This is a genomic window from Nocardia sp. NPDC004604, assembly GCF_040609795.1.
Lineage (GTDB): Bacteria > Actinomycetota > Actinomycetes > Mycobacteriales > Mycobacteriaceae > Nocardia.
On sequence record NZ_JBEXLC010000003.1, the window covers coordinates 148,043 to 171,854 of the forward strand.

General features: G+C 66.7%; 25 protein-coding genes. 14 read left to right on the forward strand and 11 right to left on the reverse strand.

Features of this window, described 5'->3' with window-relative positions; genetic code table 11:
• Nucleotides 1-96 precede the first annotated feature (96 nt).
• Nucleotides 97-1,272, reverse strand: coding sequence for an acyl-CoA dehydrogenase family protein (locus ABZW16_RS02955; RefSeq protein ID WP_354951527.1), 1,176 nt, complete (start codon nucleotides 1,270-1,272; stop codon nucleotides 97-99).
• Nucleotides 1,273-1,371: 99 nt separating this feature from the next.
• Between ABZW16_RS02955 and ABZW16_RS02960 the strand changes: the two genes are divergently transcribed.
• Nucleotides 1,372-2,517 (forward strand): cystathionine gamma-synthase, encoded by a 1,146-nt coding sequence (locus tag ABZW16_RS02960; RefSeq protein WP_354951529.1) that lies wholly within the window; start codon nucleotides 1,372-1,374, stop codon nucleotides 2,515-2,517.
• Between the two features lie 104 nt (nucleotides 2,518-2,621).
• Here the strand turns inward: ABZW16_RS02960 and greA are convergent, their stop codons facing one another.
• Complete coding sequence (gene greA, locus ABZW16_RS02965; RefSeq protein WP_040695247.1) at nucleotides 2,622-3,116, reverse strand: transcription elongation factor GreA; 495 nt, start codon at nucleotides 3,114-3,116, stop codon at nucleotides 2,622-2,624.
• Nucleotides 3,117-3,413: 297 nt separating this feature from the next.
• Entirely contained in the window at nucleotides 3,414-3,863 is a 450-nt protein-coding gene (locus ABZW16_RS02970) for a DUF4307 domain-containing protein (protein ID WP_354951531.1), read from the reverse strand.
• A gap of 123 nt (nucleotides 3,864-3,986) precedes the next feature.
• On the opposite strand from ABZW16_RS02970, the gene mca reads away from it, so the two are divergent.
• The 4 genes from mca (at nucleotide 3,987) to ABZW16_RS02990 (ending at nucleotide 7,425) form a co-directional block, all read left to right on the forward strand.
• Nucleotides 3,987-4,871: a mycothiol conjugate amidase Mca gene (gene mca / locus ABZW16_RS02975; RefSeq protein WP_354951533.1), complete on the forward strand. Its 885-nt coding sequence runs from the start codon at nucleotides 3,987-3,989 to the stop codon at nucleotides 4,869-4,871.
• Nucleotides 4,871-5,140, forward strand: a complete 270-nt coding sequence (locus ABZW16_RS02980) for a hypothetical protein (protein WP_354951609.1) — start codon at nucleotides 4,871-4,873, stop codon at nucleotides 5,138-5,140. Before mca ends, ABZW16_RS02980 begins: the two co-directional genes overlap by 1 nt.
• A 145-nt stretch (nucleotides 5,141-5,285) precedes the next feature.
• Entirely contained in the window at nucleotides 5,286-6,596 is a 1,311-nt protein-coding gene (locus ABZW16_RS02985) for an FAD-binding oxidoreductase (protein ID WP_354951535.1), read from the forward strand.
• A gap of 262 nt (nucleotides 6,597-6,858) precedes the next feature.
• Nucleotides 6,859-7,425: a TIGR03086 family metal-binding protein gene (locus ABZW16_RS02990; RefSeq protein ID WP_354951537.1), complete on the forward strand. Its 567-nt coding sequence runs from the start codon at nucleotides 6,859-6,861 to the stop codon at nucleotides 7,423-7,425.
• 81 nt (nucleotides 7,426-7,506) lie between these two features.
• Here ABZW16_RS02990 and ABZW16_RS02995 read toward each other — a convergent pair whose 3' ends face one another.
• The gene (locus ABZW16_RS02995; RefSeq protein WP_354951539.1) at nucleotides 7,507-8,061 is read right to left on the reverse strand and encodes a GyrI-like domain-containing protein; all 555 of its coding nucleotides are present in this window, start codon (nucleotides 8,059-8,061) and stop codon (nucleotides 7,507-7,509) included.
• 102 nt (nucleotides 8,062-8,163) lie between these two features.
• On the opposite strand from ABZW16_RS02995, the gene ABZW16_RS03000 reads away from it, so the two are divergent.
• Nucleotides 8,164-9,066 (forward strand): serine hydrolase, encoded by a 903-nt coding sequence (locus tag ABZW16_RS03000; RefSeq protein WP_354951611.1) that lies wholly within the window; start codon nucleotides 8,164-8,166, stop codon nucleotides 9,064-9,066.
• Here the strand turns inward: ABZW16_RS03000 and ABZW16_RS03005 are convergent.
• Together ABZW16_RS03005 and ABZW16_RS03010 are read right to left on the reverse strand one after the other, a co-directional pair.
• Nucleotides 9,018-9,965 carry a LysR substrate-binding domain-containing protein gene (locus tag ABZW16_RS03005; RefSeq protein WP_354951541.1) on the reverse strand — a complete coding sequence of 316 codons (948 nt, stop codon included), beginning with the start codon at nucleotides 9,963-9,965 and terminating at the stop codon, nucleotides 9,018-9,020. The two genes, ABZW16_RS03000 and ABZW16_RS03005, sit on opposite strands and share 49 nt — an antisense overlap.
• A 24-nt stretch (nucleotides 9,966-9,989) precedes the next feature.
• A complete protein-coding gene (locus tag ABZW16_RS03010) occupies nucleotides 9,990-10,988 on the reverse strand; it encodes a helix-turn-helix domain-containing protein (RefSeq protein ID WP_354951543.1) in 999 nt (332 codons plus the stop codon).
• Between the two features lie 265 nt (nucleotides 10,989-11,253).
• Here ABZW16_RS03010 and ABZW16_RS03015 point away from each other — a divergent pair, with 265 nt between their 5' ends.
• From ABZW16_RS03015 to ABZW16_RS03035, 5 genes are all read left to right on the forward strand, one after another.
• Nucleotides 11,254-11,811, forward strand: a complete 558-nt coding sequence (locus ABZW16_RS03015; protein WP_354951545.1) for a cupin domain-containing protein — start codon at nucleotides 11,254-11,256, stop codon at nucleotides 11,809-11,811.
• A gap of 193 nt (nucleotides 11,812-12,004) precedes the next feature.
• The gene (locus ABZW16_RS03020; RefSeq protein WP_354951547.1) at nucleotides 12,005-12,421 is read left to right on the forward strand and encodes a hypothetical protein; all 417 of its coding nucleotides are present in this window, start codon (nucleotides 12,005-12,007) and stop codon (nucleotides 12,419-12,421) included.
• Between the two features lie 11 nt (nucleotides 12,422-12,432).
• The gene (locus ABZW16_RS03025; RefSeq protein WP_354951549.1) at nucleotides 12,433-13,203 is read left to right on the forward strand and encodes an ATP-binding protein; all 771 of its coding nucleotides are present in this window, start codon (nucleotides 12,433-12,435) and stop codon (nucleotides 13,201-13,203) included.
• Nucleotides 13,204-14,137: 934 nt separating this feature from the next.
• A complete protein-coding gene (locus ABZW16_RS03030) occupies nucleotides 14,138-15,232 on the forward strand; it encodes a helix-turn-helix transcriptional regulator (RefSeq protein ID WP_354951613.1) in 1,095 nt (364 codons plus the stop codon).
• Between the two features lie 90 nt (nucleotides 15,233-15,322).
• Nucleotides 15,323-16,096: a TIGR03084 family metal-binding protein gene (locus tag ABZW16_RS03035; protein ID WP_354951551.1), complete on the forward strand. Its 774-nt coding sequence runs from the start codon at nucleotides 15,323-15,325 to the stop codon at nucleotides 16,094-16,096.
• Between the two features lie 107 nt (nucleotides 16,097-16,203).
• Here ABZW16_RS03035 and ABZW16_RS03040 read toward each other — a convergent pair whose 3' ends face one another.
• Nucleotides 16,204-16,503 (reverse strand): hypothetical protein, encoded by a 300-nt coding sequence (locus tag ABZW16_RS03040; protein WP_354951552.1) that lies wholly within the window; start codon nucleotides 16,501-16,503, stop codon nucleotides 16,204-16,206.
• 120 nt (nucleotides 16,504-16,623) lie between these two features.
• A complete protein-coding gene (locus tag ABZW16_RS03045; RefSeq protein WP_354951554.1) occupies nucleotides 16,624-17,514 on the reverse strand; it encodes an SDR family oxidoreductase in 891 nt (296 codons plus the stop codon).
• A gap of 52 nt (nucleotides 17,515-17,566) precedes the next feature.
• Here ABZW16_RS03045 and ABZW16_RS03050 point away from each other — a divergent pair, with 52 nt between their 5' ends.
• Together ABZW16_RS03050 and ABZW16_RS03055 are read left to right on the forward strand one after the other, a co-directional pair.
• The gene (locus ABZW16_RS03050) at nucleotides 17,567-18,166 is read left to right on the forward strand and encodes a TetR/AcrR family transcriptional regulator (RefSeq protein WP_354951556.1); all 600 of its coding nucleotides are present in this window, start codon (nucleotides 17,567-17,569) and stop codon (nucleotides 18,164-18,166) included.
• Nucleotides 18,167-18,445: 279 nt separating this feature from the next.
• Nucleotides 18,446-20,524 carry a thioredoxin domain-containing protein gene (locus ABZW16_RS03055; protein ID WP_354951558.1) on the forward strand — a complete coding sequence of 693 codons (2,079 nt, stop codon included), beginning with the start codon at nucleotides 18,446-18,448 and terminating at the stop codon, nucleotides 20,522-20,524.
• 143 nt (nucleotides 20,525-20,667) lie between these two features.
• Here the strand turns inward: ABZW16_RS03055 and ABZW16_RS03060 are convergent, their stop codons facing one another.
• Nucleotides 20,668-21,012 (reverse strand): YrdB family protein, encoded by a 345-nt coding sequence (locus ABZW16_RS03060; RefSeq protein ID WP_354951560.1) that lies wholly within the window; start codon nucleotides 21,010-21,012, stop codon nucleotides 20,668-20,670.
• A 206-nt stretch (nucleotides 21,013-21,218) separates the two neighbouring features.
• Here ABZW16_RS03060 and ABZW16_RS03065 point away from each other — a divergent pair, with 206 nt between their 5' ends.
• Complete coding sequence (locus ABZW16_RS03065) at nucleotides 21,219-21,743, forward strand: ATPase (RefSeq protein ID WP_354951562.1); 525 nt, start codon at nucleotides 21,219-21,221, stop codon at nucleotides 21,741-21,743.
• Nucleotides 21,744-21,866: 123 nt separating this feature from the next.
• On the opposite strand, the gene ABZW16_RS03070 is transcribed toward ABZW16_RS03065, so the two are convergent.
• Together ABZW16_RS03070 and ABZW16_RS03075 are read right to left on the reverse strand one after the other, a co-directional pair.
• On the reverse strand, nucleotides 21,867-23,456 hold the full coding sequence (locus tag ABZW16_RS03070; protein ID WP_354951563.1) for an adenylate/guanylate cyclase domain-containing protein: 1,590 nt from the start codon (nucleotides 23,454-23,456) through the stop codon (nucleotides 21,867-21,869).
• Nucleotides 23,453-23,749 (reverse strand): hypothetical protein, encoded by a 297-nt coding sequence (locus tag ABZW16_RS03075; RefSeq protein ID WP_354951565.1) that lies wholly within the window; start codon nucleotides 23,747-23,749, stop codon nucleotides 23,453-23,455. The genes ABZW16_RS03070 and ABZW16_RS03075 overlap by 4 nt, the downstream gene beginning before the upstream one ends.
• Nucleotides 23,750-23,812: the final 63 nt, after the last annotated feature.

Consider the following 23,812-nt stretch of genomic DNA (forward strand, 5'->3'; position numbering starts at 1 on the left):
CCAGCCGCCGACACCCCCAGGATGTGGACAAATGATCACCATGCGCTGATGCAGGCAAACGCCGAGAGCGCTCTGCATCAGCGCATTCTCGTCGGTTTAGCGGAAGGCGTTGGAGTTGGTGAGGGATTTGCCTAGGACTAGTTGGTGTACTTCGGCGGTGCCTTCGTAGGTGAGGACGGATTCTAGGTTGTTGGCGTGGCGGAGGACTGGGTAGTCGAGGGTGATGCCGTTGGCGCCGAGGATGGTGCGGCATTCGCGGGCGATGGCGATGGCTTCTCTTGTGCTGTTCAGTTTGCCTGCGCTGATCTGTTCGGGGAGGACCTTGCCGGTGTCCTTCAGTCGGCTGATCTGTAGTGCGAGTAGTTGGCCCTTGCCGTATTCGAGGGCCATATCGGCGAGCTTGGCCTGGGTGAGTTGGTAGGCGGCCAGGGGTTTGTCGAAGACTTCTCTGGTTCGCGCGTATTCGATGGTTGCGGCCAGGCAGTCGCGGGCGGCGCCCAGTGCGCCGAAGATGATGCCGAAACGGGCCTCGCTCAGGCAGCCGAGGGGGGAGCTCAGTCCGCGGGATTGCGGGAGGACCGCGTCCGCGGGCAGGCGCACGTCGTCGAGGTCCAGTTCCGCGGTCACCGAGGCGCGCAGTGAGAGTTTGTGATGCATTTCGCGGGCGGTGAATCCCGGCGTGCCCGCGGGTACCAGGAATCCGCGCACCACCTGTTTGCCCTCATCCTCGGTCTGTGCCCACACCACCGCGATATCGGCCACCGAGCCATTGGTGATCCACATCTTCGAGCCATTGAGCACCCAGTCGGTGCCGTCGCGCTTGGCCCTGGTCCGCATGCCGCCCGGATTGGAGCCGAAGTCCGGTTCGGTCAGGCCGAAACAGCCGAGTGCGCGCCCCGCCGCCATATCGGGCAGCCAGCGCTCTTTCTGCTCTTCGGAGCCGTATTTGTGGATCGCGGTCATGGCCAGCGAGCCCTGCACCGAGACCATGCTGCGCACGCCCGAATCGACCGCCTCGAGCTCCTGGCAGGCCAGACCGTACGCGGTCGCCGAAAGGCCAGCGCAGCCGTAGCCGTCCAAGTGCATGCCGAGCAATCCGATATTGCCGAGTTCCGGCGCGATCTCGCGGGCCGGGAACGTTCCCGCCTCGAACCAGTCCGCGATATGCGGTCGCAACCGCTGGTTGGCGAACGTGCGGACGGTATCGCGGATCTCGCGCTCGTCCTCGGTCAACAGGGCATCGATCGCGAACAGTTCATCAACGCTGAGCATGAGCTCAACCTACCGCCGCACCCGCGCCGAAACCCCGGATCGGTGCACAACGCTGATCCGGCCGATAGCCCGCCGATCGCCCGACGCTAGGCTGACCCCATGAGTGAGCTGGGATTCTCCACCAGAGCCGTGCATGCCGGATACGACCCCGAAGCCCGGACCGGTGCGGTGAACGTGCCCATCTACGCGAGTTCGACGTTCGCCCAGGACGGGGTGGGCGGGCTGCGCGACGGCTACGAATACGGCCGCACCGGCAACCCGACCAGGACCGCGCTGGAAGCGAACCTCGCCGCGCTCGAATCGGGCCGCTATGGACGGGCATTCGCCTCCGGTATGGCCGCCACCGACTGTGCGCTGCGGGCGACGCTGCGTCCCGGCGACCACATCGTCATCCCGGATGACGCCTACGGTGGCACCTTCCGGCTGATCGATAAGGTCTTCAGCCAGTGGGGCATCGAACATTCGCCCGCCCATGTGTTCAACGTCGACGAAATGCGCGCCGCGATCCGGCCGAATACCAAGCTGATCTGGATCGAGACCCCGACCAACCCGCTGCTGAGCATCGGCGATATCCCGGCGCTCGCCGATATCGCGCATACCGCGGGCGCGAAACTGGTGGTGGACAACACCTTTGCCACGCCGTATTTGCAGCAGCCGCTGCTGCTCGGCGCCGATATCGTCACCCATTCGACCACCAAGTATCTGGGCGGGCACTCCGATGTCGTCGGCGGCGCGCTGATCACCAATGATCCGGAGCTCGACGCGGCATTCGCCTTCCTGCAGAACGGCGCGGGCGCCGTGCCCGGTCCGTTCGACGCCTTCCTCACCCTGCGCGGCACCAAAACTCTCGCGGTGCGGATGGATCGGCACTGCGACAATGCCGAGACCATCGCCGAATTCCTGACAAGGCATCCGGCGATTTCGCGGGTCATCTACCCCGGCCTGGCCGAACATCCCGGCCACTTCATCGCCGATAAGCAGATGAAGCGCTTCGGCGGCATGATCTCGGTCCGGCTCAACGGCGGCAAGGACGCGGCACACGAGTTCTGCTCGCGCACCAAGATCTTCACCCTCGCCGAATCGCTCGGCGGCGTGGAATCGCTGATCGAACACCCGGCCGCGATGACACACGCCTCCACCGCTGGCTCGCAGCTCGAGGTGCCGGACGATCTGGTGCGGCTCTCGGTCGGCATCGAGGACGTCAGCGACCTGCTGGCCGATATCGAACAGGCGCTGGCGAACTAGGTATGCATATCCCGAACGGCGGCCGCATCCGGATCTCCCGGATGCGGCCGTTCGTTTCGGGACCGGTGTCGAGATGCTCCGGCCGAGCCGGTCCCGACCCCCGATCAGCTGTGGTAGGGCTCCGCGCTGACCAGCGTCACCTTCATGGTCTTGCCATTGGGCAGCGTGTACTCACGGGTGTCGCCGACCTTCGCGTCGATGAGCGCGCCGCCGAGCGGCGAATTCGGCGAGTAGGTCTCGAGCTTGGAATCGTTGAGGCCCTCTTCGCGGGTCGCGATGAGGAAGGTCTCCGTGTCGGACTCGTCGCCGTCGTAATAGACCTTGACGACCGAACCCGGCAGTGCGACGCCGGACTTGGTGGGCGCAACGCCGACCTTGGCGTTGTTCAGCAGCTCCTGCAGCTGCCGGATGCGCGCCTCCTGCTGACCCTGCTCCTCGCGCGCGGCGTGGTATCCGCCGTTTTCCTTGAGGTCGCCCTCTTCGCGGCGTTCGTTGATCTCAGCAGCGATGACCGGACGATTAGCGATGAGCGCGTCGAGTTCACCCTTGAGCCTGTCGTGCGACTCCGGGGTCAGCCAAGTCACTTGCGTCTCAGTCATCTCGATCACTCCCTAGTAGTTGTTCCCGGCCGAGACCGGGCTCCCTGATCCGCTGCAGTGCCCACAGGGGGCGGGCACGCACCAGCCGACGGCTAGTGCCATCCTGGGGAAGTTCATCGAACCCCGACAGGCCTCAGGTCCGGCGAACTCACACACCCGGAACTGACAGCGCTGGCCGCCAATGCAGCAAACACGGCTCCGTGCCCCGGAACCGTGTATCACGCCATTTTAGCATGAATCGCAAACATGCAGGTCGGCGTTCGTTTTGCGGATGCCGTGATGGGGTACCGCCCGGGATCAGCCCGCCCGAAGGTACTTCGGGACGTCATCGCTGCAGCCGTAGATGCTGCTCGAGACCGGCCGCTCGGAGGCACGCACAATGGTCGTCAGCTCGATGGTGCCGCTGCCGGACGGCTCGATCAGCACCTCGCGGCGGCCCAATTCGGACCCGTCCCTGGCCATCGCGCGCACGAAACACACCACCGGCCGCTGCGGATCCTTGCGGGTGACCTTGAGGTGCACCGAGATCGTGGAATCGTCGACGACGGTGTAGCCGAGCTGTTCGGCGTCGATATCGTTCGGGCCGTACTTCTGGAAACCGATATATGCGACCACGAGACCCGCGGCGAGTACGACCGCGCCGAGTGCAAAAGGAATCCAGCGGCGCCTCGGGCGTGGCGTCGTACCGTACCGGTCGGCACGTCGGTCGGCGGGCGCCGAAGCGGCGGCACCGGGCGTATCACTCATGGTGTATCGCTCCCGGGGGGTACGTCGGAACAAAAGTCTGTCGAATGGAACTATAGGGACAGCAGATCGGACCCCGGCGGCGGAGATACGAGGTATGACGGTGAGTTCTGAGGTGGACGAGACGTGAGTGGCTTTCGCCTCATGGCGGTTCATGCCCATCCCGACGACGAATCCAGCAAGGGTGCTGCGACGACCGCGCGCTATGCCGACGAGGGCCATGACGTCCTCATCGTCACGCTGACCGGCGGCGAACGCGGCAGCATCCTCAATCCCGCGATGGATACCCCGGGGGTGCTGGAGCGGATCGATGAGATCCGGCGCGAGGAGATGGATGCCGCGGCCGCCGCACTCGGGGTGCGGCAGACCTGGCTCGGTTTCGTCGACTCCGGCCTGCCCGAGGGCGATCCGCCGCCGCCACTGCCGGAGGGTAGCTTCGCGCTGGTCCCGTTGGAAGAGGCGGTCGAGGCGCTGGTCCGGGTGGTGCGCGAGTTCAAACCGCATGTGATGACCACCTATGACGAAAACGGCGGCTACCCGCATCCGGATCACATCCGCTGCCACGAGGTGTCGATGGCCGCATTCGAGGCGGCGGGCGATCCGGAGCGGTTCCCGGACGCGGGCGAGCCATGGCAGCCGCTGAAGATCTATTACGACCACGGCTTCACCATGGCGCGCCTGGATGTCTTCGCCGCGGAGTACGAGCGGATCGGCGAGCCGTTCCCACTGCAGGAGTGGCTGGAGCGGATGCGCACCTACCGGCAGGGCCGCCCGGACGGAATGACCCGGGTGACCACGCAGATCGAATGCGCCAAATACTTTCCGCAGCGTGACGACGCCCTGCGCGCCCACGCCACCCAGATCGATCCCAACGGCGCGTTCTTCGCGATTCCGATGGAGATGCAGCAGCGGCTGTGGCCGACCGAGGAGTTCGAACTGGCCAAGTCCCGGGTGTCGAGCTCGCTCCCGGAGACCGACCTGTTCGCCGGTATCGAAGACGAGCACCGGTGATGTTGGCTCTGCTCGCCCAAGCGCCCGGCACACCGACCGGACCGGAGTTCGGCAAGGCGTCGCCGCTGGGTCTGGTGATCATTCTGGTGCTGCTCGCCGGGACCGTGCTGTTGGTGCGATCGATGAACCGGCATATCAAGGGTCTGCCCACGACCTTCGAGCCCGACCATCCGGAGCCGGATCAGGAGGCCGATGAGGGCACCGAGCCGGGCATCACCCGGCTCGAGGAGAGCAATGGCGACTCGGGCGATCGGCCCGATAAGACCTGATAGCGCCCGCTGCGACACCGGCCGCCCGAGGAATTCGGGCGGCCGATGTTACGTTTGCGGGCCGTATTTCGTCTATGGGGTAGTCGCGGCCCGATCGACGGGCCGCAGGTGCTTTCGGGCACGGCTGCGAAGTGAGGAAATACCAATGACATTCGAGGATCTGCGCGCTGCCCTGACCGGCCGGGTGCTGGTACCGGGCGAGCACGGCTTCGATGCGGCGGCGCGGCCGTGGACCACCACGGTCACCCAGCCGGTTGCCGCGGTGGTGCGGGCAGCCGACGCGCGGGACGTCGCCGCTGTGGTTGCCCATGCGCGCCGGACCGGGGTGCCGGTGATCGCGCAGCCGACCGGACACGGAGCCTCGGGTGCGATCGAGGACGCGATTCTGCTGCGTACCGGCGGACTGGACAGCATCGAGATCGATGCCGATCGGCGGGTGGCGAAGGTCGGTGCCGGTGTGAACTGGGGCGCGGTGCAGGCCGCGGCCGCAGTGCACGGGCTGACCGGACTGGCGGGCAGCAATCCGGTGGTCGGTGTGACCGGATACACCCTCGGCGGCGGGCTGAGCTGGTTCAGCCGTAAGTACGGCTGGGCTTCGGATGCGGTGCGCGCCTTCGAGATCGTCGATGCCGAGGGCATCCAGACCCGGGTGAGCGCCGTCGACGATCCGGAGCTGTTCTGGGCATTGCGTGGTGGCGGCGGTGATTTCGCGGTGGTGACCGCACTCGAGTTCGACCTCTTCCCGGCCCCCGCGCTCTATGGCGGGCGAGTGATGTGGCACGGTGCGCGCACGGCCGAGGTCTTCGAAGCGTTCCAGGAGATCACCGCGGATGCACCGGACGAACTGTCGGTGTGGTTCCACCGGTTCCAGTTCCCGGATGCGCCGCCGATGGTCGCGCTGGATGTCGCCTACCTGGGCGACGCGGAGGCAGGCCGGTCGCTGCTCGCTCGGTTGGACGCGATCGAGGGGCCGATCGCCGATAAGCGTGGTGCGCTGTCGGTGGCGAATCTCGGCGATATCACCGCAGAGCCGACCGATCCGAGCCCGTCCCTCTCGCGCGGTGAACTGCTCACCGACCTGGGCGATGCGGTGGTGAAAACCCTGCTCGACGAACCCGTTGCCCCACTGGTCGATATCCAGATCCGCCGTCTCGGTGGCGCACTGGCCAGGGCGGCCACCGACGGCGGTGCGCGCGGTCCGGTCACCGAGCCGTATCTGCTCTACGCACTCGGTCTCGGACTGCCGCATCTGACGGCCGCGGTCACCGCCCGACGGGCCGAGATCGTCGATGCGATCGGCGCGCATATCAGCGGCCGCAAGCCGTACACGTTCCTCACGCCGGAGGAGACGGCCGCCGCGGCGTTCGATGAGAGCACGCTCGCGCGGTTGCGGGAGATCAAGCGTGCGCGCGATCCGCGGTCGGTGATCCGCGCCAACTATCCGGTGCTCGGATAACGCGTTTCGGCCGCTGCCGACCGCCGGGTCGGGACCGTCGGTCGGCAGCAGTCTGTTCGATGTCCTCGCGTGGGCATCCGGAGTTCGGCATGGCCGGTTGACATTTCGGTTTCGAAGACCACACATCCGCCGGAAGTGCGGCAGCGCAACACTTTTGGGTCCCAGCCGTGCTGGATTCGGTGATCCGGGCGGCGTTGGATCGAGTTTGGATGTCACCCCGTCGTGCTACCCATTCTGCGAACTCTTCGAGCGAAGGATGCCCATGGACAATGTGATCGGACAGATCGACCGTGCTCTGGATATGACGGGCGCGATCGTGGTCGCCGCCGTCGACGGCGACCGGCTCGCGGCGTCGACGCCGTGTCCGGAGTGGGATGTGCACGCCGTGCTCAACCATGCCGTAGGCGGTATGCACCTGTTCGCCGCCGAGGTGAGCGGCACCGACGCGGGCGCCGGACACGATGACGACTGGCTCGGCATCGATCCGCAGGGCGCCTTCGCCGCGGCGTCCGAGGTCGACCGCGCGGCCTGGCATCGACCCGACGCACTGACCGGCACCGTTCACTTCTCACTCGGCGACCTGTCCGGCCCGGCCGCCGCCATGATCCATCTGACCGAGGTCGTCGCACACGGTATCGATATCGCAGTGGCCATCGACCGCCCCGATCTCGCCGACGACGAGCTGTGCGCCGAACTGCTGACCACCATGCACGCGATGGGCGGCCTCGACGGCTTCCGCAAACCGGGCATGTTCGGTGCGGAGGTCGCCGTGCCCGCCGACGCGCCAGCGCACCGCCGATTGCTCGGTTATCTCGGGCGGGCATGTTGATTGCGTAACCGCTTGCCGCGCAGCTGATTTCGTCGCGTTCGGCGTTGTGCCCGCGCTCGCGTCGCCGGGTCGATCGCCGGATCAGGCGCGGCGGACGGGATGACGCAGGATGGTCCTGGTCTTCGCGTCGGGGGATTTGCGCGGATCCGAGAGGTAGATCTCGTGATGGCGGCCGTTCATGACCAAATTCTGCTCGGCCATGAACGCCTCCATCCGAGCCAGCGTCTCCGGCTCGGTCGCATACGGTCCGATGTGCATGACCTGGATCGCTTCGCCCTCGGTCAGCCGCTCGAATATCGCGCCCGAGACCATCTCGGCGGTCACGGTATCGGGCATTCGGATCATCAGCTTCCACTGCCACAGTTCGCGCGGCACCGACAGCGGCGGCTCATCGGAATTCACCCACCACTGGCCCTCCAGCTTGGGCACCACGAAATCCTGTCCATCCGCCTTGGCGAGCTTCTTGGCGCCGTAGGCGGTTCGGTACAGCGTCTGCACCGCCTCGGTGTACACCTCGCCGCCGGGTGCGCCCGAGCCGGTGACCGTCAGGTAGCCGTAGGTGTCGAAGGTGCGCAGCTGCGGTTGCGTGGTGGCGTCGTAGTAGTGCTTATCACTCTTGGCCAGGTCGAGTTTCATCGTGGTCCTCCCAATCGAATGCGGACGCTGACGAGCCTGAACCCTCCATCGGCGGGAGAGTCAAGATGACTCGGATCGCTCCCGTATGGAAGCTTGGCAAGTGTGGAGGAGATCTTCCGTAAGGTCGGTGTGCACGGCTGGGTGCATGCCCGATGTTTCGATTGCGAGGGCGCGGCCGGGCTCGGTGCCGACGAACCGGTGGTGCTGGCATCGGTGGTGAAGGTGCCGCTGGTACTGGAGTTCGCGCGTCAGGTCGTGGCCGGTCAGCTCGATCCGACCGACCGGGTGCGGGCGAGCGCGGCGGACCGGCTCGGTGGCGTCGGCACCGCGGGCTGTCTGGACGATGTCGAATTCAGCCTGCGCGATGCCGCGTTCTTCGCACTGTCGGTGAGCGATAACACCGCCGCCGACCTGCTGTTCGATCGCGTCGGCCTGGACAATGTGCGCTCGCTGGTCCGCGAATTGGGCCTGACCCGCACCCGGATCGTCGGCTCGCCCAGGTATGTCGTGCAGACCATGGCCGCGGATATCGGCGCACCCGATACCGCCGAATTCGCGCGCCGCTTCCCGACGCTGAGCGTGTCCGAAGTGCTCGCCACCCGTGCCATGGACCCGCACCACACCACCGCGAGCACGCCGCGCGATATGACCCGCCTGCTCACCCTGCTCGGCCAGGATCGCGCCGTCGCACCCGAGGCCTGCCGGTGGGTGCGCGGACTCATGGCACAGCAGGTCAACTGGCACCGGCTCGCCGCGGCCTTCCCGCCGGAGGTGTCGGTGTGGGGCAAGACCGGTTCACTGCCCGCGATTCGCAATGAGATCGGCGTGGTGGAGTATCCCGGCGGCAGTCGCTATGCCGTCGCGGTTTTCACCAGGGCCGATACCCTCGTGCAACGCTTGCCCGATGTCGATCATGCGATCGGCGAGGCCGCGCGGCTGGCGATCGAGCGCATCCGTCACGATCTGCCGAATACGACATTCCACGGCCGCTGCGCCACCTCCTGAGCGGGTGCGGGCCGCGACGCGCCGTCGCCTTGAATTACTTCGACGATGAGGTCGGCGAGTTCGTGCACCAGGGGATGCGGTGCCGCCGCGGGCCAGGCGAGTGAGAGCCGCCAGCTCAAGGTGTCGGTCAGCGGGCGCCACACGACCCGGGGCTCCTTCTGCGCCACCATGCCCTGGTCGAAGGCGACGCCGCGGCCGGAAAGCACCATGCCGAGCACGAATTCGGGGTTGCGGGCGTGCTGGACCCGGCTGGGCCGGAAGCCGTGCTCCCAGCAGGTGCGCAGCGTGGCATCGTAGAGTCCGGGCGCGGCGGCCCGCGGAAAGATCACCAGACCGAGTCCGGCCAGCTCGGCCAGGGTGAGCGAGGAGCGAACGGCCAGCGGCGAGTCGCGCGGCAGTACCACGCCGAGCGGTGTCTCGACTTCGGGGCCGAGTTCGAGGCCGACCACATCGACCGGATGCTGGAGCAGCCCGGCATCGAGTTGGCGGTCGGCGAGCAGCCGGATCTGTTCCGCGGTGGTCAGCTCCTGCAGATCGACCTGGACGTCGCGACCTTCGCAGGCGGTGAGGATCGCCGCCAGCACCCGCCCGGCCAGCTCGGGCGGGACCCCGACCCGCAGCGCATCGATCTCACCCCGATGCGCCTTACCCACCAGCCGCTGTGCCCGATCCCAGCGGGCCAGCAGATCGCGGGATTCGGCGAGCAGGATCTGACCCGCCTCGGTCAGTTCGACCCGTCGGCTGTCCCGATCGAACAGCCGCGCACCGAGATCCTGCTCGAGTTTGCGGATGCGCTGGCTCAGCGGCGGCTGCGCAATGCCCAGCCGCTCGGCCGCACGTCCGAAATGCAGTTCTTCGGCGACGGCGACGAAGTACCGCAACTGGCGCAGGGAGTCCACGCTGCGACGATAGCGCGGTCGTGCTTATCGGCTGATGTCCGGCGATGACGCCGGGCGGCTGAGTTGGCCGTGGCCTGCCGGTCCTTCGCGGAGTTGTCCCGGCGTGGTGTCGAAGCGTCGGCGGAAGGCCTTGCTGAAGCTGCTGGTCGAACCGAAGCCCAGCTCCGATGCGATATCGGTGATGCTTCGATGCCGGTAGGCGGGGTTGCGCAGGCGGTCGCGCGCCAATTGCAGGCGTTCTTCCCGGATGACTTCGCTGGGCGTGGTGCCGACAGTGCTGAATGCCAGTTGAATTTGACGCAGCGACCAGCCGAGCGCACCGGCGACGGATGTGCCGGTGAGGTTCGGATCTCCGGCATGGCTGTGGATATGCCGACGGGCGGTCGCCGCCACATGGGCGAGCTGGGTGGGTAAGCTCCCCGGGTCGCCGAGAATCTGCATGCAGACCAGATCCACCAGCCGTTCGGAGACGGCGTCGAATTCGTGGTCGGTGAGTGCGGCGGATTGGGTGGACAAGCCGCTGACGATCCCGTCGGTCACCCGCCCGAGCCCGCTCGTGAGATCCAGCGGCTGGCTGGGCGGCGTGACGCGGTTGAGGCGATGCTGTATTTCCTTGTGCGGAATGGTGATGATCAGCCCTCGCGTGCCGTCGGACATGGACATCTCGTAAGGCCGGTCGACGGCCACCAGGCCCATCGTTCCCGGCGTGAGGACCCCGTAACCGTCGTCGGTGCGGAAGGACAGTTGCCCGACGAGAGGAACGATCAGCCGGTAGTCGTCATCGGGGTCGGCACGGATGTGCGCTGGGGTGCGCAGGTAGGTGACGGCATCCGATTTCCAGCCGACGAGCTGATAGGCATCGGTGCGGCGCAGTTGAGTGTGCCCCTGGAAGTCGGTGTGGCTGGGGAATCGGTAGCCGAGCCGACAGTGATATGTGCCGATCAGATGAGCCCAATAGTCGGCTCGCTCATGTGGGTCCACCACACTCGTTGTGGCGGAGTCGGCGATAGCCGCTCGATCCATGAATTCCGCCCTCCGATCGCCGATCATCGGTGGCCTAGGCGTCGACCCCAATTCTGGTAGCAGATTACGGCAGAACCGCGCGGATCACCGCCCCAGCAGCAAATCGCGGGCATTCGAGTTCTGCGCACTCGGACAGTGCTCGTGCGTGCTGGGACAAGTGGGGATGCGCGGGCCGCGGCTACGGTCCGAATAGCTCGGATCGGCCAGGTGCGGCTATCGGTGCCGACCTGATTCAGCTAGTGGTGGAAGGTAATCGGGAGTTCACATGCGCAGAATCGTGGTCGGCGACGACGGAACCGGGCAGGGACGGGTACTGGCAGACGACAGTATCGACCCGCTGACATTGGCGCTGCTGCCCGGCGCCGAAATCTATCGGATGTGGGAGCTCGACGAGCTGCCCGATCTGCCGGTCGACCGGATGCCGCCGCAAACTGATACGCGTTACTTTCCCGGTCCGGGCGGGTTGCGTTTCGGGTTCATCTCCGTACCTCCGGGGCTGACCTATGAGCCCGACGCCGAGCTGTCCGAGGAAGCAATGGCGGCCGTCGCCGCGGAAGCGGAGGCGAAACTGCCGGGGATGATGGCGGCATTCGACCCCGCCGCGCCCGGCATGCACAGCACTGCGAGCATCGATTTCGTGGTCGTGCTCAGCGGCCAGGGCCGCATGCGCCTCGGCGACGGTGTCGATGTATCGCTGCGGTCGGGCGATTGCGTGATCCAGAACGGCGCACCGCACGCCTGGTTCAACGACGGTGCGGTGCCGTTCGTCTTCTGTTACGCCCTGTGCGGCGTCGCCGACCGGAATGCGCCGACGCAGCCATGACTCATCTCCAGCAGCGCCCACGGCGGCGGCCTCTTACATGAGGGCCGTCGGAAATCGTTGGCGCAGTTTCGAATACACGCTGGTGTCGGCCGGTCCGTGCGCCGTAGCCGTCGACCTCCCGACGGTGGGCATGGCGCAGATGTTCGCTGATTGCCTGGTAGTGCGAGTCGATATCGAACCGGGCGATTGCCCCTTGACCGCCGAGGCCGTTCGCGCGATCCGGTACCTGTGCCTCGTCAGCGAGGCGGACCATACCGTTATCGCCGGAACTCCGCACTGGACGACCCGGGGTAGTCGGTTCACGTCGGCCGCCCGTCCACTGGATGTCCTCACTCACATCGCCGACACCCTCGACGTGCTTGCGGATCTTTCCGAACAATTGGGGGAATACGGGGAACGCGTCCATCTGATGCCGTTCGGATGGAACCTTGCCTGGCGCGCCGAAAAGTCGGCACGACAATGGGATTTGCCGTCGATCACCGTATCCGCGTCCGGGGATGTCGAGTCCATCCGCCGGTTGTCGGGCTCGAGCGTGCCCTGTTCGTCGACGGCGCGGCCTTCCGGTCCGGCCCGGACCTTTCGGTCTGTCAGCTGCGCCCGTAGTAGTTAGGGCTCACCCACATGCATGACTCCCGCACGCCGGTGGTCATCGGTCGTGCGGGCGAGATCGACACGCTGGCGGCGCTCGCGCGCCGGGCCGCCGCGGGGCAGGGCGCTGTGGTGCTGGTACAGGGCGAACCGGGTATCGGTAAGACAGCGCTATTGGACGCGGCCAGGGCACGGTTTACGGCGGCAGGTTTGCGAATTCGACTCGGCGCCGCCAGCGAACCAGGCCAGACCGTAGCGTTCGCGGCGCTGTTCTCCTGGCTCGATGTCGACCACAACGCCGACGCGCCGGGGGCGGATCCGATCCGCGCCCTGGTCGACAGCGACGATCCGTCGGGCGACGCGCAGGCAACGCCCGAGATCGTCATCGCCGAGGCGATCCTCGATCGCATCGAGATCTGGTGTGCGAGGGGCCCGCTCGCGCTGATAGTGGACGACGTCCAGTGGGCCGATCGGTCGAGCCTGTCGGTGTTGCAGCGACTGTGTGCCCGCATCGATGAGCTACCACTATTGCTACTGCTCGCGGCCCGCCCACAGCCCCAGGACTCGGCGTTCACCGCACTATCGGCAGAACTCGTCGAATGCCGCGCCGCGCAGATCCGTCTCGGTGGACTATCCGACGCGGCGACAGCGGAATTGGTGTCGCATCTCGTCGGTGCCGCACCCGGCCCGGGCATTGCTGCGGGAGGTTGCGGGCGCGGGCGGCAATCCGCTCTATATCACCGAATTGGTGGCCGCCCTGCTGCGCGAGCAGGCGATCACGGTAGTCGCCGACACTGCCGATAGCACCGAGGCGGTCGCCGGGCAGCGCCCGTCCGCGACACTCGCGCAGGCGATTTCGCGGAGGCTGGACTTTCTGCCCCGCCGGACACGGAAGGTGCTGGCGACTGCCGCCGCGCTGGGCCCGGTCGTCGACGTCACGGAATTGGCGGCGGTTCTGAACCAACCCCTGCTGGATGTGTGGAGCGTGGTCAGTGATGCGATGGTGATCGGACTGCTGATGCGGGTGGACTCCGAAGTGATGTTCCGTCACGACTTGATCCGCCACGTGCTGTCCGATCAGCTGCCCGCTACGGTGCGCGCCGGTCTGCTGCGCCGGGCAGGACAGGTTCTGCAGACGACCAACGCGCCGATCGAGCGGATCGCACACTATTTGGCGGTCGCCGACTACGAACTGGACCAGACCAGCATCGACTGGCTGGTCGCGGTAGCCGACAAGCTGGCATCTCGAACCCCTGAGCTGGCGGTGCAGCTATTGCGGCGCGCGATGACGGTCGCGGAGTCCGATGATCCACAGCTGATCCGCTCGTATATCAAGGCGCTGCTGTGGAGCGGCCGGACGGCCGAGGCGGAGGCCGAGGCGCGCGCTGCACTGTCGGCGCGCCTGGAGTGCGGCGACGATATCGAATTGCGTTGGCTGCTCGCTAGCGCCTGCCAGGCCCAGGGGCGCATGGCCGATGCCGTCGACATCGCCGAAACCGCGCTGCGCACAATCGATCTCCATGCCGAGCAGGCGGGCCGCTTCCAACGCATGCGCGCAGTGCTCAATCTATCCCTCGAGCGGTTCGATGCGGCGGAGCGGGCTGGCCGAGCGGCGGTCGCGATGGGGGAATCCAGTGGGGATCTGCGCACCGTCGGGTGCGGTCTCGCCGTCGTCGGCGCGATCCGATATGCCCGAGGCGATCTCGCCGAGGCGCTGGAGCTGAGTACTCGAATACCCATGGCCTCGACCGACGGCGCCGGACCGGATCAGTTCGATCCATACGCGCTGCGGGCAGACTGTCTGATCGAGCTCGATCGCCTGACCGAGGCCGAAGACGTGCTGGAACAGGCGATAGCGCACAACCGCCGTATCCGAGGCGAGCACCTTTGCTGGAACCTGGTCGCCGGGGCACGGCTACATCTGCTGGACGGTCGCTGGGATGACGCGGTGGCCGAATGCAGCGCGGGCGCGGCGGCGCCGGACGTGCTCGGGTACTCGACGGTCGCGCCCACCCTCGCAGCGCTGATCGGTATTCACCGCGGCACGTTCCTACCGGATGTGGACAGCATTCCCCTGCCGGGCGACCGCGTGGGCACCACCGGCTACGCGCACTTGCACTCGTGGGCCGAAGCATTGACCCACGAGGCCCGCGGTCATCCGGACCTGGCCTTGAAGCTGCTCGTCGAGACCCACGAGCGACTGGCCGACCGCTCGGCCGCGGCCACGCTGTACTACATCTTCCCGGATATCGCTCGACTGGCCGCGGACGTCGGTGACCCGGATGCGGCGCGGTCGGTTGCGGCCAGCGCCGACGAACTCGTGGCGCGAGAGCCGACCGCTTCCCGGAGCGGGACAGCGCTGCTGTGTCGCGGTCTGGCCGAGCGTGATTCCGATCGCCTGCTGGCAGGCGCCCAGGCCTTCCGGCGGTCCGGACGGCCGCTCTACGAAGCGCAGGCATACGAGAACGCCGCCGTGCTGCTCGCTGCCAACGGATCCGATGCCGACGCTCGTCGCTCGCTGGATACCGCGATAGCGATCTACGGCCGACTCGGCGCATCGTGGGATATCGCCCGTACGGCCGCGCGTGTGCGGCCGTACGAAATTCGACGAGGTGTGCGCGGCCGGCGCAACCGCCCCAAATCCGGCTGGGCGGCATTGACCGATACCGAGCGCAGGGTAGCGGTGCTGGTCGCCGAAGGCCGCTCCAATTCCGGCATCGCGGCGCAGATGTTCTTATCGCACCGCACAGTTCAGTCCCACGTATCGAAGATCCTCGCCAAACTCGATATGCGATCACGGCGCGAGATCGCCGCGGGCATGCGGCGTATGTGACCGCGCCGACAGCGCGAAACCTGGTGTGGCACAGTCGCTGTCTATCGTGGTGGTGATCATGTTCGACCATGCGTGTGAAGGTGATACGGGATGTTGGATTACGGCCTTGATATGTCCGATGTGGAGCGCGATCTGGCTCTGCCCGACTTGGTGGCTGAAGGAGATGAGCTCGACGCCCTGGTGTCAGCGCAGGCCGACTGGTCCAAGGACACGCCGGCAGCGGGGTGGACGATCGCCCACCAGATCGCTCATCTTGCTGCAGCCGATGCGAATGTTCTCATCGCCATACGGACCCCGGAGGCGTTCGACGCCGTGCTGAAGCAGGCCGAAGCCGCGGGCAGCCGATACGCTGATCTCGACGCTGCCGCGGGAGCGGCGAAACCGCGATCGGTACTGCTGGAACAATGGCGTGCTGGTCGAACCGAGGTGGCGGCCGCGCTGCGTGATGTTCCACTGGACCATGGGTTTCCGTGGTACGGCTCGCAGTTGACCGCCGCGGTCATGGTGCCGCTTCGGCTGATGGAAACGTGGGCTCACGGGCAGGACGTTTTCGATGCGCTGGGTGTTGCACACCGTCCGACGGGTCGGCTCCGGCATGTGGCCTCCTTGGGAGTCGTAGGGCGAGAGCTGTCGTTCTACGCGGCCCAATTGCCTACTCCGGCAGAGCCGTTCCGTGTCGAGCTGACCGGTCCCGACGGCCGGACCTGGGTCTGGGGCCCAGAAGATGCCGGGCAACGGGTTCAGGGCAGTGCCCTCGACTTCTGTCTTCGAGTCACCCAACGCAGGTCCCTGGCCGAGACCGACCTCACCGCGGTCGGCGAGGACGCCCGCAAGTGGCTGGAGATCGCTCGCGTTTTCCTCTGAAGTGGTGCGCACAACGGCATGAGCTCGCATGCGTAGCGGCGTGAGATGTTCGGCGGCGGCGGTTGCTGTCGCGACTAGGTAATCGGCGGGCCCGGCCGATCACTGGGCTATTTCTTGTTCACCGTCCACCGAAAGCAATTCGAGTTGTTCGACTGCCCACGTGCCCGGCACGGGGTGAACCAGAGCAGCCGTTGGGTGCCGGCCTCGCTGAGCAGGCTGAGGCAGTTGAGTTCGAGCTCGCCCATGACCGGGTGGATCAGCCGCTTGCGGTCTGCGCGACGGACGCCGACGTCACGCCGTCTCCAGAGCTCTGCGAATTCTGCGCTGATCCCCAAAAGTTTCTGAGTGAGTGCAATGACTTCGGGATCTTTTCCGCGGCGCGCGGCGACCGCCTGCATATCCGCCACGAACACCCAGGAGGTCGGCGCTCTCGCGCTGGGGGGAGATCGGACCGCAGTTCGGCTGTCGATCCTGCCCGTGGCGGTCGGGAACCAGCATGGTCGGCCGCTGCTTTGCTCGCAGGTGATTCATGCGGTGGAGGTCGTCGGGTAGTGCGGACGGAGGCCGAACGCGAGCATGCGGTCGAGCGTCCGGTCGGGTAGTACCCGCGATAGGCGGGTGATCAGGGCCGCGTCACCGCCCACGGTGTAGCGGGTGCGGGGCTTTCCGGCGGTTACGGCCTTCGCGATCACCCGGGCGGCGTCGTCGACGGGCCTGCCATTCGGGATATGGGCGGCGGCCTGCGCGTTCACCGCCTGGATCAGCCTTCCGTAGCGGTCACGCTGTTCCGGTGACATGGCAGCGGCCTGCTGGTTCGTGGCGGCGATGACCCGGTCCGACATCTCGGTGCGGACCGCTCCGGGCTCGACGACGACCACTCGCACGCCCAGCGGCGCCAGTTCCCGGCGCAGCGAGTCGCTGAGCGCCTCGAGGGCGAACTTTGTGGCCGCGTAGGGGCCGTATGCGGGCATGGCGACTCGCCCGCCGACCGAGCTGATGTTGATCACGCGGCCCGAGTTGCGCAGCAGCGCAGGCAGCAACGCTTGGGTGACGGCGATATGACCGAAGAGGTTGACCTCGAACTGCCTGCGCCACTCGTCCAACGGCAGGGTCTCGACAGGGGCGTTGATTTGGATGGCGGCATTGTTCACCAGTGCCCGCAGCGCACCTGTACGCGAGTCATCGGCGAAGAGGGGGGCCAGTTGCGCGATGTGATCCGGCTCGGTGATGTCGAGAATGATCGGCTCGATGCGGTCCGTGCGAAGCGCGTCGGCGTCCTGGTCGCGGCGGACTCCGGCGATGACGTGGAATCCTCGGCGAGCCAGTTCGCGTGCGGCCGCCGCGCCGATCCCGGTCGAGGCCCCGGTCACGACGACGCAGCCCTGAGGTTTCTGCGATTTTTCAGATGACATTGTCATCTTGATGACAATAGGCATCTCAGATGACAGCGTCAACTGTATTGTGATCGGCATGGTCAGCCGCATGGAATCCGCCGCCACGACGCGACGCACCCTGCTGGACGCCGCCGCCGACCTGTTGGACAGCGGTGGCTCGGACGCGGTGACATTGCGCGCGGTCGGGGCGCGCGCGGGGGTCACCCGCGGGGCGCCGTACCGGCACTTTCCCGACAAGGACAGCCTGCTGACCGCCATTGCAACCGAGGCCCTGGACCGGCTCGCGGATCAGGTGCGGGCCGTGCGCGCCGATCCGCAGATATCCCCGGCCGACAAGCTGCAACGCGCCCTGACCGCGCTGATGACCGTCGGCCGTCGTCAGCCGCACCGGTACCAGCTGATGTTCACCTCCCCGGCCGGCGACTCGTCCGCGATCAACGCCTCGACCCGGGCGGCCGAGCGCGCCCAGGACGAATTCCTCGCCATCGTCGGCGAAGTCGTCGGCGCACAGCACGCTGAGCGATTCGGGGCGCTGCTCTTGACCAGCGCGCACGGGATCACGGTGATGCAGATCAGCGGGCACCTGCCCGAGGACAAGTGGCACGTCACGGCCGAGGAACTTGTCTCGACCCTGGTGTGCATGATCGATCGCCAGGTCCACAGGGAAGCTTCGTGATGCGCTCGGCGTACTGCTAGAGCGCCGGGTCGTCGACGGTCCGCGGGTTCGTCCGCCGGTGGACAGCAATTGTCAACACGCGCAATCGGTTTCAGTTCCGAGCCGGACTATCGGCTGCCGTATCCGCCGCCATGTGATGGCGTACTACTCTTCAAGTGATGGCCCACGAGTCTCCGGTGTGGTGGCGGGGCAGGTTTTGCCATACCGCCGGTCTCCATCGGGTGGCTCGAGGCGAAGAGGCGCTGAGCGAGTTACGTGCTGGCTTGACACAGGAGGTTGATGGGTGTGAACCAATTATCCGGTGCGACATCTCCGTATCTGCGTCAGCACGCCGACAATCCGGTGGATTGGCGGGAGTGGGATGCGGATGCGCTGGCGGAGGCGGCGGCGCGGGATGTGCCGATCCTGCTGTCGGTCGGGTATGCGAGCTGTCACTGGTGCCATGTGATGGCACACGAATCGTTCGAAGACGCGCAGACGGCCGCGTTGATGAATGACAACTTCGTGTGCGTCAAGGTGGATCGCGAGGAGCGTCCGGATCTGGATGCGGTCTATATGAATGCCACGGTGGCGATGACCGGTCAGGGGGGCTGGCCGATGACGTGCTTCCTCACCCCGGGCGGCGAACCGTTCTATTGCGGCACCTACTACCCGAAACAGCCGCGCGGCGGGATGCCGTCGTTCACCCAGTTGCTCGCCGCCATTACCGATACCTGGAAGACCCGGCGCGACGAAGTGGACCAGGCATCCGCCCAGGTGACCGAGGCGTTGCGAGCGCAAACCGCCGGACTGCCCGATGCCGGGGTGGCGATCTCGGCCGATCTGCTCGCGCACGCCGTCGCCGCGGTGCTCCGCGATGAGGATCCAAAGCACGGCGGATTCGGCGGCGCACCGAAGTTTCCGCCATCGGCGCTGTTGGAGGGGCTGCTGCGCAGCTGGGAGCGCATCGGCGACGCGGCCGTCTTCGATGTGGTGAACCGCACCGTCGAAGCCATGGCGCGCGGTGGTATCTACGACCAGTTGCGCGGCGGTTTCGCGCGCTACTCCGTCGATGCCGCCTGGGTGGTGCCGCATTTCGAGAAGATGCTCTACGACAACGCCCAATTGCTGCGCGCCTATGCGCATCTCGCCCGGCGTACTCCCGAGCAGACCCGGGAGTCCTTGGCGCACAGGGTTACTCGGGAGACGGTGCAGTTCATCATCGATGATCTCGGTACCAGCGGTGGTGGGTTCGCCTCCGCCCTCGACGCCGATACGCACCTGGAATCCGGCGGTCCCGGCGTCGAGGGCGCGACGTACGTATGGGCGCCCGCCGACTTGATCGGCGAACTCGGTTCCATCGACGGCGCATGGGCCGCTGAGGTTTTCGGGGTCACCACCGCCGGTAACTTCGAACAGGGCACCTCGGTCCTCACCCGGTACTCCGACCCCGATGCCCTATCCGACTCGGCCACCGCGGCCGTCGCCCGCGAGCGCTTCGAGCGGATTCGTGCGACGCTGCGGGCGGCCCGTGGCCGACGCCCGCAGCCGGACCGCGACGACAAGGTCGTGACCGCATGGAACGGTATGGCCATTACCGCTCTCGCCGAAGCGGGTTCCGCACTGCGGCAAGATGATTGGCTGGACGCCGCCATCCGCGGCGCCCGCTTCCTGCTGGCCGAGCATGTGGTCGACGGCCGGGTGCGCCGCGCCTCCCTCGGCGGTGTCGTCGGTGCGTCTCCCGGCGTCCTGGAGGACTATGCCTGGCTGGTCACCGGCCTGCTCGCCCTGCATCAGGCCACCGGCCAACTGGACTGGCTCGAAGACGCACAACACCTGCTCGACAAGGCGATTCAGCACTTCGCCGATCCCGCCGCCCCGGGCAGCTGGTTCGACACCGCCGACGATGCCGAAACCCTCGTCACGCGTCCCCGCGACCCCATCGACGGCGCCACCCCGGCGGGTGCCTCCGCACTGGCCGAAGCCCTGCTCACCGCCGCTGCCGCCAGTGCACCGGAACCCGCCCTGCGCTACCGCGAACTGGCCGACCAGACGCTCGCCCGCGGCGCCGTCGTCCTCGCCCGCGCTCCGCGCTCGGCAGGTCAATGGCTGACCGTCGCCGAAGCCGCCCTCCGTGGCCCGCTGCAGGTCGCGATCGCGGCCGACAGCTCCACCGCGGCAATGGAATTGATCGCTACCGCACGCACCGAAGCCCCGGGCGGCACGGTCATTATCGCCGCACCCGCCGACTCGGTTCCCCTCCTGGCCGACCGACCCCAGAAGAACGGCGCACCGGCCGCCTACGTCTGCCGCGGCTCGGTCTGCGACCTTCCGGTGACGACTCCTGCCGACCTGAGCGCCTCGCTGAAACGCCCCTAGCCTGCACCAGCGGTTGCCCGCGGTCTGCTCCGCAGGGACCGTTTGGATCGTGCGCCGGCCGACCTGCCGCCCGAAGTCCGGGTGGCAGGTCGGCGGCGTGGATGTTCGGATCTCCCGTACGAATTCGGGCGTCGTCGACCCGCTCACACGGTCAGGTGCCCCAGCCTGATCATCAGCAGGTTCGCGACCAGGACGACGACGAAGACGACCGCGGCCGATCGGTAGCCCATGGCCCACAGTCCGACCGCGGCGCTGCCGAAAACCACGACCTTGGTGGCGACCGCGAGCAGTGGGTAGTCGAATGACGCATTCGGTGCGGCGAACAGGCCCCAGGCCAGTGCCGCGAGGAGTGGCATGCCCACGGCCAAGACGAGTTTGAGCGCAGTCGCATTGGCGGTCTTCCAGCCCCACAGCGCCAGCACCGCGAACGTGACCAGCTCCATCACGAATGCCAGCGTGAGGTTGGCCCATTTCCAGACTTCCAGCATGTCCGTTCTCCCTCGAATCGCCGAGAGCATCGCTCTCTAATGAGAGCAGTGTGCACGGAAGATTCGATCTCGTCAAGTCGCTGTCGGGCACCGGCCGTGGGCGTCCAGCCGGAGAAGGTGCCGTGATCCTGCTGACGGTTCCCGGCGGGTCGAGGTCGGCGCGGTCGGGCCCGCCACCGTGGCCGCGGATGCGGCACAGTGGTTGGGTGACCGTGCGCAGTCAGGCACTTTTCATCGGCGGTAGGGCCGGGGTCGGGAAGACGACCGTGGCCTTCGAGGTGCATGCGCGGCTTTCGGCGGCGCGGGTGCGGCACTGTTTGATCGAGGGCGACAATCTGGATCAGGCCTATCCGGCGCCGTGGGAGCACGGACTCGCGGAACGGAATCTGGCTGCGATGTGGGCGAATTATCGCGCGCTCGGATATCGGCGGATCGTGTATACGAACACCGCCAGTGTGTTCATGAATGTGATCGACGCACTTGTCGCGGCATTGGGGGAGCAGCCCGAGATCACTGCGGTCCTATTGACCTGTGCGGATGCGGCGGCGGCCGAGCGGCTCGCGGGTCGGGAGATCGGCAGCGCGTTGGACGAGCACATCGAGCGCGGCAAGGTGGTGGCCGCGAAGCTGGATGCCGAGGTCCCGGACTGGGTGCATCGGGTCGGCACCGATGGCCGTGGAGTGTCGGATATCGCGGCGGAGGTCGTCGGCCTGACTCGCTGGTTGCCTTGATCGCAGCGGTAGGGGTGACTCGTCGAAAGTGGTTGGCGCACTCTGTTTCTTGGTGAGCTCACCGACGAGGAAGGACACGGTCGACCTCGGATCGCATACGTGCCCGGTACCAGGAACACCAACTCAATTCTGGGACGGCGATTCGGTCGCCGCGGTACACACTTCAGTGATCGCGGTGACAGCGGTCTGGTCATCGGCTGGGGCGGTATCGGGCGCCGTGTCACTGGATGTCTCGGCGGTCTCGACATCGGTCCAGCAGGCGGTGGGGTCGGGCATGCCACGCAGCAGAATATGGTCGTAGAGAGTCCATTTGGCGCGCTCATGCGTGGCCGCGGCCTCGATGAGCGCGCCGCTCACCAGGATGCGACGCGGCACCTCTTTCGCCGCCGTGGTCAAACGGGCCGCCTCATTGACCGCATCACCGATCACCGTGTACTCCAAACGGGTATCGGAGCCGACATCACCAGCGAACACCGGACCGCGCGCCACACCGATACCGATATCGAGTTCGCCGGTGGCGATGACCTCATCTCGGATGCGCCTGGCCGCCCGCAGCGCCGGTGTCGCATTGTCCTGCAAGGCAATCGGTGCGCCGAAGATGCACAGCGCCGCATCGCCTTCGAACTTGTTGACCAGACCGTTGTTCTCCTCGGTCGCCGCGACGACGATCGCGAGCAATCGATTGAGCTTGGCGACGAACTCCTGCGGCGGCAGACCGCTGGACAGTTCGACCGATCCGGTGACATCGACGAACAGCGCCGACACCTCGCGCACATCGCCGGTCAGATCGAATCCGCCGGCCAGCGCCCGCTCGGCCACTTCGGCACCGACATGGCGGCCGAATACATCCCGCATCCGCTCACGTTCGCGCAGGTTGGCGGCGAGTTCGTTGACCGAATGCTCCAGTCGCCCGATCTCGCTGGTACTGCCGACCGGCACCCGAACGTCCAACTCGCCCTTGGTGATCAGGTCCAGCGCCCGGCGCAGCGTGCGCATCGGGGTGGCCACCGAACGGGCCAGGAAGGCGGTGGCAAGCGCGCCGACACCGAATCCGACACCGGAGAGGTAGATGGCGGTGCGGATGCGGTCCGGCGCACCGGCGGCCGGATCGGCGAGCACCACGATCAGCATCAGCAGCGGCATGGCCCCCGCCACCGCCCAGGTCATGACGACCCGGACGAGCACCGAGGAACTCCAGTGCATGGTGCCGCCGAGCACTCCTGCTACCACCGGGATGGTCGGGCGGATCAGCCGGTCGACGATCAGAAAGGTGAATCCGGCAGATTCGAGGGCGCCGAGGGTGAACAGCGCCGCCGTCACCGCCGCGCTGTTGTGCGCGGTGAGATGGGAGAACGTCGAGGCCGCCACGATCACACCGGGCAGCCAGATGGCCAGCGCCCGGATGGTTATGGCGATCGGCAGGCGCAGCAGTCGCCGCGCCTCCTCGGCCGTGGGCTTGCGCCCGTCATCGAGCCAGGCGAAGTAGACGGTGCGATCGCGCACGGCGAGCCCGACCCCGGCCAGAAAACCCACCACCGGATAGATCGACACCAGTCCGATGATGCGGTGCCAGTCGGCTCCGATCCGGCCGAGAAATCCACTGAGCCACAGCTCGGTCACGATCACCGCGAGGCCGCTGAGATTCGCGGTGATCACCACCGCTGCCAAACCCCACCGCGCCTTCAGCGCCCAGATGACGAGCTTGGTGATCACGACGCCGCTACGTTCGCACGTACCGTAACCCGTACCGGCACACCCGATCGCGTCGAACCCGGCAGCCACCAATTCCAGGTCTCGAACAGTTTCATCAGCGCGGGCACCAACCGGATGCCCCACTGGAATACCGCGACGGTGCTGCTCAGGGCCGCGCCGGTGGCCAGCAGATTCATCACGATTGCCTTGATCGGCAGTGCGATGCTGCGGCAGGCGGCGATGAGGAACACGAACGAGCAGCATAGATCCAGTGCGATCACCAGTGGCAGTTTCCCGGTGATCTCATCGGACATATCGGCGAACTCCGTTCATTTCCGCTGTGCCATATCGCCGTTGCGACCGCGGTGGATCCGACT